At 74.4% G+C, this 6,116-nt stretch carries 7 protein-coding genes; 4 read left to right on the forward strand and 3 right to left on the reverse strand.

Going from position 1 to position 6,116, the window contains the following annotated elements; all coding sequences use genetic code 11:
• Positions 1 to 19 precede the first annotated feature (19 nt).
• Both CCN56_RS05985 and CCN56_RS05990 read left to right on the forward strand, forming a co-directional pair.
• A complete protein-coding gene (locus CCN56_RS05985; RefSeq protein ID WP_107484100.1) occupies positions 20 to 1,372 on the forward strand; it encodes a cyclopropane-fatty-acyl-phospholipid synthase family protein in 1,353 nt (450 codons plus the stop codon).
• A complete protein-coding gene (locus CCN56_RS05990) occupies positions 1,369 to 2,202 on the forward strand; it encodes a DUF1295 domain-containing protein (protein WP_256961788.1) in 834 nt (277 codons plus the stop codon). The genes CCN56_RS05985 and CCN56_RS05990 overlap by 4 nt, the downstream gene beginning before the upstream one ends.
• A 17-nt stretch (positions 2,203 to 2,219) precedes the next feature.
• Here the strand turns inward: CCN56_RS05990 and CCN56_RS05995 are convergent, their stop codons facing one another.
• The 3 genes from CCN56_RS05995 to CCN56_RS06005 form a co-directional block, all read right to left on the reverse strand.
• Entirely contained in the window at positions 2,220 to 3,320 is a 1,101-nt protein-coding gene (locus CCN56_RS05995; RefSeq protein ID WP_086824297.1) for a MerR family transcriptional regulator, read from the reverse strand.
• Positions 3,321 to 3,381: 61 nt separating this feature from the next.
• Positions 3,382 to 3,819: an SRPBCC family protein gene (locus CCN56_RS06000; RefSeq protein ID WP_086824299.1), complete on the reverse strand. Its 438-nt coding sequence runs from the start codon at positions 3,817 to 3,819 to the stop codon at positions 3,382 to 3,384.
• Positions 3,820 to 4,024: 205 nt separating this feature from the next.
• Positions 4,025 to 4,546, reverse strand: coding sequence for a DUF427 domain-containing protein (locus CCN56_RS06005; protein WP_086824301.1), 522 nt, complete (start codon positions 4,544 to 4,546; stop codon positions 4,025 to 4,027).
• Positions 4,547 to 4,813: 267 nt separating this feature from the next.
• On the opposite strand from CCN56_RS06005, the gene CCN56_RS06010 reads away from it, so the two are divergent.
• Both CCN56_RS06010 and CCN56_RS06015 read left to right on the forward strand, forming a co-directional pair.
• Positions 4,814 to 5,404 carry a DUF4383 domain-containing protein gene (locus CCN56_RS06010; protein WP_086824303.1) on the forward strand — a complete coding sequence of 197 codons (591 nt, stop codon included), beginning with the start codon at positions 4,814 to 4,816 and terminating at the stop codon, positions 5,402 to 5,404.
• Entirely contained in the window at positions 5,401 to 6,060 is a 660-nt protein-coding gene (locus CCN56_RS06015) for an SDR family oxidoreductase (protein WP_086824305.1), read from the forward strand. Before CCN56_RS06010 ends, CCN56_RS06015 begins: the two co-directional genes overlap by 4 nt.
• Positions 6,061 to 6,116 lie beyond the last annotated feature (56 nt).

Below are 6,116 nucleotides of genomic sequence, written 5' to 3' on the forward strand. Positions count from 1 at the left end.
CCCCCCAGGAAGGCACCCCGTGACCCTCTCGTCCCCACCGCCCACCACCCACGACGTCCACAAGGGCCGCGTCGAGGTCGACCCCGACCGCTGGCCCGACGTCGCCCGGGCGCCGCACGCCTCTGCCCTGCGCACCACCGTGGCCCGCCTCATCGTCGGACGCGCGTTCACCCGGCTGCCCCTGCGGATAGGGACGGACGGCCGCACCAGCGTCCCGGCGCCGCGCAACGGTGACGCCGACGCAGTACCGACGCTCACGCTCCACGATCCCGAGGCCTTCCACCGGCGGATCGCCGCCGACGGGCTGATCGGCTTCGGGGAGTCGTACATGGCCGGCGAGTGGGACGCCGACGACCTCGTAGGCGTCCTCACCGTCCTCGCCCGTCACGTCGACGACCTCGTCCCCGCCCCGCTGCACCGGTTCAGGGGCGCCTGGGTCCGGCGCAGGCCGCGCACCGACCTCAACACCCCCGACGGATCCCGCGAGAACATCCGCCGTCACTACGACCTCTCCAACGAGCTCTTCGCCCTCTTCCTCGACCCCGGACTCAGCTACTCGTCGGCCGTCTTCGATCCGCTCCCCGACACCCCCGACGTCCTCTCCGACGCGGCCTTCACCGCCGCCCAGCACCGAAAGATCGACCGCCTCCTCGACCTGGCGGAGACCGGCCCGGGCACCGAACTCCTGGAGATCGGCACCGGTTGGGGCGAACTCGCGATCCGCGCCGCGGCCCGCGGCGCCCGCGTCCGCACCGTCACCCTCTCCGAGGAGCAGCTCGCCCTCGCGCGCGACCGCGCCGCCCGGGCCGGCGTCGCCGACCGCGTCACCGTCGAACTCCTCGACTACCGCGCCGTACGCGGCCGTTACGACGCCGTCGTGAGCGTCGAGATGATCGAGGCCGTCGGCGCCGAGTTCTGGCCCGACTACTTCACCGCGCTCCGCCGCCTTCTCGCCCCCGGCGGCCGGGTCGCGCTCCAGGCCATCACGATGCCGCACGAACGGATGCTCGCCACCGCCCGCACCCACACCTGGATCAGCAAGTACGTCTTCCCCGGCGGCCTGATCCCCTCCCCGGAGGCCATCGCCCGCGAGTCCGCCGCCGCCGGACTGCGCATCACCCACGACACGGGGTTCGGCGACCACTACGCAGAGACCCTCCACCAGTGGCGCGCCCGCTTCCGGCACGAGGAGGCCGCCGTCGCGGCCCTCGGCTTCGACCGCGTCTTCCGGCGCATGTGGGAGTTCTACCTCGCCTGGTCCGAGGCCGGCTTCCGCGCCCGCTACCTTGACGTCCGCCAGCTCCGGCTCACCGCCGACGCCACGGACACGGCGTCCTCCTCCCCGGCGGACCGGTACGGGGAGGCGCCGTGAGTCCCGTCGACACCACGGCGCTCGGTTCCGTCCTGGCCGCCTCGGCCGCCGCCGCCCTCGCCGTCATGCTGGTGGCCTTCGCCGTCGGTACCGCCCGACGGCTGCACCGGGTCGTCGACGTCGCCTGGGGGATCGCGTTCGCGGTCGTCGCGTCGGTTTCCTGGTTCCTGGCGGACGGCCACGGCGACGACGTCCGGCGGAGCGCCGTCGCGCTCGCCACCGTCGTCTGGGGACTGCGGCTCGCCGTCCACATCGCCCGCCGCGGTCGCGGCCACGGGGAGGACCCCCGGTACGCGCGCATGCTCGCCCGCGCCCGCCGATACCCCGCCCTCTACGCCTTGTGGAAGGTGTACCTGCTCCAGGGCGCCCTCGTCTGGCTCGTCTCCCTGCCCGTCCAGTTCGCGGTCCTGCTGCCCCAGCCACTGGGGGCGACCGCGTACCTCGGGCTCGCCGTGTGGGCGGCCGGCCTCGCCTGTGAGGCGGTGGGGGACCACCAGCTCGCCCGCTTCAAGTCGGACCCGGCGAACCGGGGGCGGGTCATGGACCGGGGACTGTGGAGCTGGACCCGGCACCCGAACTATTTCGGTGACTTCCTGGTGTGGTGGGGCCTGTACCTGACGGCCTGCGCCACCTGGCAGACCGCCCTGCTCACCCTCGTCTCCCCGCTCGTGATGAGCGGCCTCCTCATCTGGGGCAGCGGCAAACGGCTCCTGGAGGCACACATGGCGGACCGGCCGGGGTACGCGGAGTACCGGGCCCGGACGAGCGGCTTCGTCCCCCGACCGCCCCGCCCACGCCGGCGACGGACGTCGGGCGCGCCCCGTCCCTGAGGCGTCCGGGGCAGGGGTCAGCCACCGGCCCCGACGGCCCCTTCCTCCTGCCCGCCCCGCTCCTCGACGCCGTCGCCCTCCCCGTACAGCCGGGAGAGCACGGCGAGCGCCTCGCGCAGGCCGGTGGGACGTACTGTGCCGGGCGCCGGCGTCCGGCCGAGCCAGCCCGGGCCCGCGAGGAGGACCAGCGGTGAGGTGCGCGCTCCCTGCATCCCGAACGCCGTCCGGGCGACGTGCTGGGCCAGGGCGTGGCTCGCGGTGGAGCGGGACTGGGACCAGAGGACGACGGCGGCGGGCCCCGACCGCCGCACCGCGGCGTCGAGGGCCTCGGCGGGCACGGCCGCGCCGAACATCCTGGTCGGCAGCCCGCGTTCGGCCAGGCCCGCGGCGAGCGCCTCCAGGGGCAGCGTGTGCTGTTCCGAAGGGACGCACGCCAGCACGGTCGGAGGACCCTGCGAGGTGACCGCGGGTCCGGAGACGGCGGCCCGCCGCAGTGCCGTGGAGATGTGCCAGGAGAGCAGGTGCTCCACCTCGACGTAGCGGTCGTCCGACGACTCCCACTTCCGGCCCACCGCATGCAGTGTCGGCGCCATGATCTCCTCCCAGGAGGTGACGAGGCCGTACTCCGCCAGCGCCGCCCGGAGCAGCTCTTCCACGGCGGGTGCGTCGAGCCGCACGGCGGCACGGGCCAGCCCCCGGCATTCCTGCCGGACGTCTCCCAGCGGCAGGCCTCTGTCGGACACCGGCCTCCGGGAGGGCGACGCCGGTTCCGACACGGGTTCCGACGCCGTTCCCGACACGGCTTCCTCGACGGGTGCGACCGGCGCGGTGGCGGCGGCCCGGGCCGGAGCGGCGACACCCACGGCGGGCGCGTCCGGTGAGGAGCGCTCCCGCCGTGCGGCCCGCGCCGCCTCGGCGGGCGGGACGCCGGACGCCGTGAGACGGCACATCTCCTCCAGCATCGCCACGTCCGCGGGGCTCCACCGCCGGTGGCGTCCGTCCCCGCGGTCGGCCGGGCCGATCCCGTACCGCCGGTCCCAGGACCGCACGGTGGTCGGGGAGACGCCGAGACGCCGGGCCAGGGCGCCCGTGGTGATGCCGTGATCGGTGTCGTACATGGTCACCACCGTAGGGTGCGGAAACGGTGCGAGCAGGCGCGTTCGGAGCCGGGGCACATGGTCAGGAGTGCCACGCCACGGCCGCCGCCGGAAGGCGGTCGGCCACGCCGTCGGCCATCCGCTCGAATTCCCCGCGCAGGAACGGCGCGGCCAGCCGTGCGAAGCCCTTGAAGGTGAGCGACGCACGGTACGTCAGCCGTGTCGCCGTCCCTTCCTCGGCGAACCGCAGGTCGTCCAGCGCCGTCACGGTCTTGTTCTCGCCGCGGAACACCAGGCGGAAGGGTTCCCGGACGACGAGTTCGTACCGCAGCTCGGTCGCGCGGCCCCGGAACCGAGACGTGTTCCGCCACCGGGCGCCCTGCCGCAGGGGCCCGTCGTCGAGCCGCACGCAGCGTACGGTGCCGGGGTCCCATTCCTCCGCACGGCCGAAGTCCTCCAGGTAGGCCACGACCTCCGCCAGGGGCCGTCGCACCACGAGCACCCGCTCCACACTGATCACCGTACGGCCTCCTCGACGTCGTACCGGTCCGCGCGCCGGCTCCGGTCATCCGGGGTTTCCGGCCGAACGGCCGGACTGGATGCACCCGACACGAAGGCCGCGCCCGCCCTGGTGAACCGACGACGGGCCGGTCACCCGAGCCGACGGTCAGCCGGGCGGCGCCGTCGCGGGGGAGCAGCCGCGGGCGGCGCGGCTGCCGACCGGCTCACCAGCCCCACGTGCCGGGACCGCCCTTGAAGGGACCCGCGATCTCGTGGGTGATCCACCCGCCGTAGAAGTCGCCCTCCTGGGCGACCACCGGCTCCCCGTCGACTGTGCAGCCCACCGCGGACGGATAGAAGGCCAGGTGGCCGCGGAGGGCCTCGTAGGCGTCGAGGGGCCGCTCGTAGCTCCATGCGGCGCGGGGTACGACGAAGTCGCCGACGACGACGTCCCAGTAGGACGCGGCGCCCTTCCACTCGCAGTGGGTGCGGCCAGGCCGGGGGCGCAGGAACTCCGCGCGCACGTCGCGGCGGGGCAGGTAGAACGTCGGCGGGTGGCTGGTCTCCAGGACCCGCAGGCTCGCGCGCGTGTCCGCGACGACCCGGCCGTCCACCGTCACCGTCACGCGGCGGTCGTCACCGGCCAGCCGGGGCGGTCGCGGGTAGTCCCACACGCACTCCGTCGGCCGGGCGCCGGGCCGTGCGAGCCCTCGGGGGCCGCCCGCCACGTCGTCCGCGTCACCCATGGGGCCCTCCTCGCCTTTTGTCGCAGCTCTGCTGCATGTTCTTCCCCCTCACACCGGCCCGCGGATGCAACGGGGCCACCCGACAGGGGCGGACGGGTGAACGGCTCGCTGTCGGACGGTGAGGCGCATCCGGGCGCTCTCGTGACGAGAAAAGGCATTGAAGCATCACAAAAGGTGCTTCGGTACATGTTCGTTCGCGCGGAGCCCGATCCGTACGGCGGTGGCCTCGGGCGACGGACGGAACCACGGACAGGCAGGGGAACAGCCGTGCGGCTCAAAGACGAACTTCCCGTGGACCACCACCTCGCCACCGTGTACCGCTGGGGCGCCGCCTTCTGCGGTGCCGTCCTGCTGGTGTTCGGCTGCCTCGGCTTCGCCGACGCGCTCAGCCCCTTCGACACCTCCGGTGAGCGGATCGCCGGGATGACCACCAACACCGCACTGAGCTGGATCTCGGTGCTGACGGGACTCGCCCTCTTGGCCGGTGCGGTCGCGGGCGGGAACATCGCCTCCACCGTGAACATGCTCGTGGGCGGCTCGTTCCTGCTCAGCGGCTTCTACCACCTGTTCGTGCTCGACCGGCCCGCCAACTTCCTCGATTTCGGCATGACCAACGTGGTGTTCAGCTTCCTCATGGGGCTGTTGATCCTCACGTTCGGCATGTACGGGCGGGTGTCCAGCAAGCTGCCGCACGACAACCCCTACTGGCGCAGGCGCCACCCGCGCGAGGCCGCCGCGGAGTCGCTCGCACGCCGCCGCCTCGCCTCCGCGTCTCTCCCGCCCGGGGCCACGCGCACCACGGCCCCGACGCTTCCCGGAACGTCCGGTCCGGCGATTCCCGAAGGGCCCCCGCGGTGAACGCGGTCCTGGTCGTGGGAGCGACGGGGACGGTCGGCGGCCTCGCCGCGCGGGCGTTGCACCGCCAGGGCGCGTCGGTGGCCCTGGCCGGCAGGAACGCGGAGCGGCTCGCCGACCGGTCGCGGCTGCCGGGCGACTGCCCCCGCCGCGTCTTCGACGCCTACGACCTCGACGGCTGCGCGGCGCTCGCACCGTGGGCGGCCCGTTCCCTCGGACGCCTGGACCGCGTCGTCGTGGCCGTCGGAGTGGCGGGCTTCGGGCGGGCCGAGAGCGTCGGCGAGGCCGCCGCCGAGCACCTCATGACCGTGAACGCCCTGGCGCCCATGGCAGTGGTCCGGGGCGCCCTGCCCGTGCTGGAGGCCGGAGGCGCGATCGGTGTCGTCACCGGCTCGGTCGTCGACGCGCCCCCGCAGGGCATGGCCGACTACGCGGCCGCCAAGACGGCCCTCGCCACCTGGCTGGGCGTGGTCGGCAGGGAACAGCGGGCCCGGGGCGTCCGGATCGTCGACGTGCGCTTGCCCCACCTGGAGGGTGGGTTCACCGCCCGGGCGGTGACGGGGGAGCCGCCGAGACTCCCGCCCGGCGCAGACCCGGCGGCGGCGGTCGAACGGCACCTGCTTGCGCCTCTGACCGGCGCCCCGGGGCGCCCGCACTGAGCGTCCCCGGGGCTCCTGGGCGCTTCTCAGGCGCAGGGGCTGTCGGCTCCGGCGGC

This window comes from Streptomyces sp. NRRL B-24572 (genome assembly GCF_002156145.1).
GTDB lineage: Bacteria > Actinomycetota > Actinomycetes > Streptomycetales > Streptomycetaceae > Streptomyces > Streptomyces vietnamensis.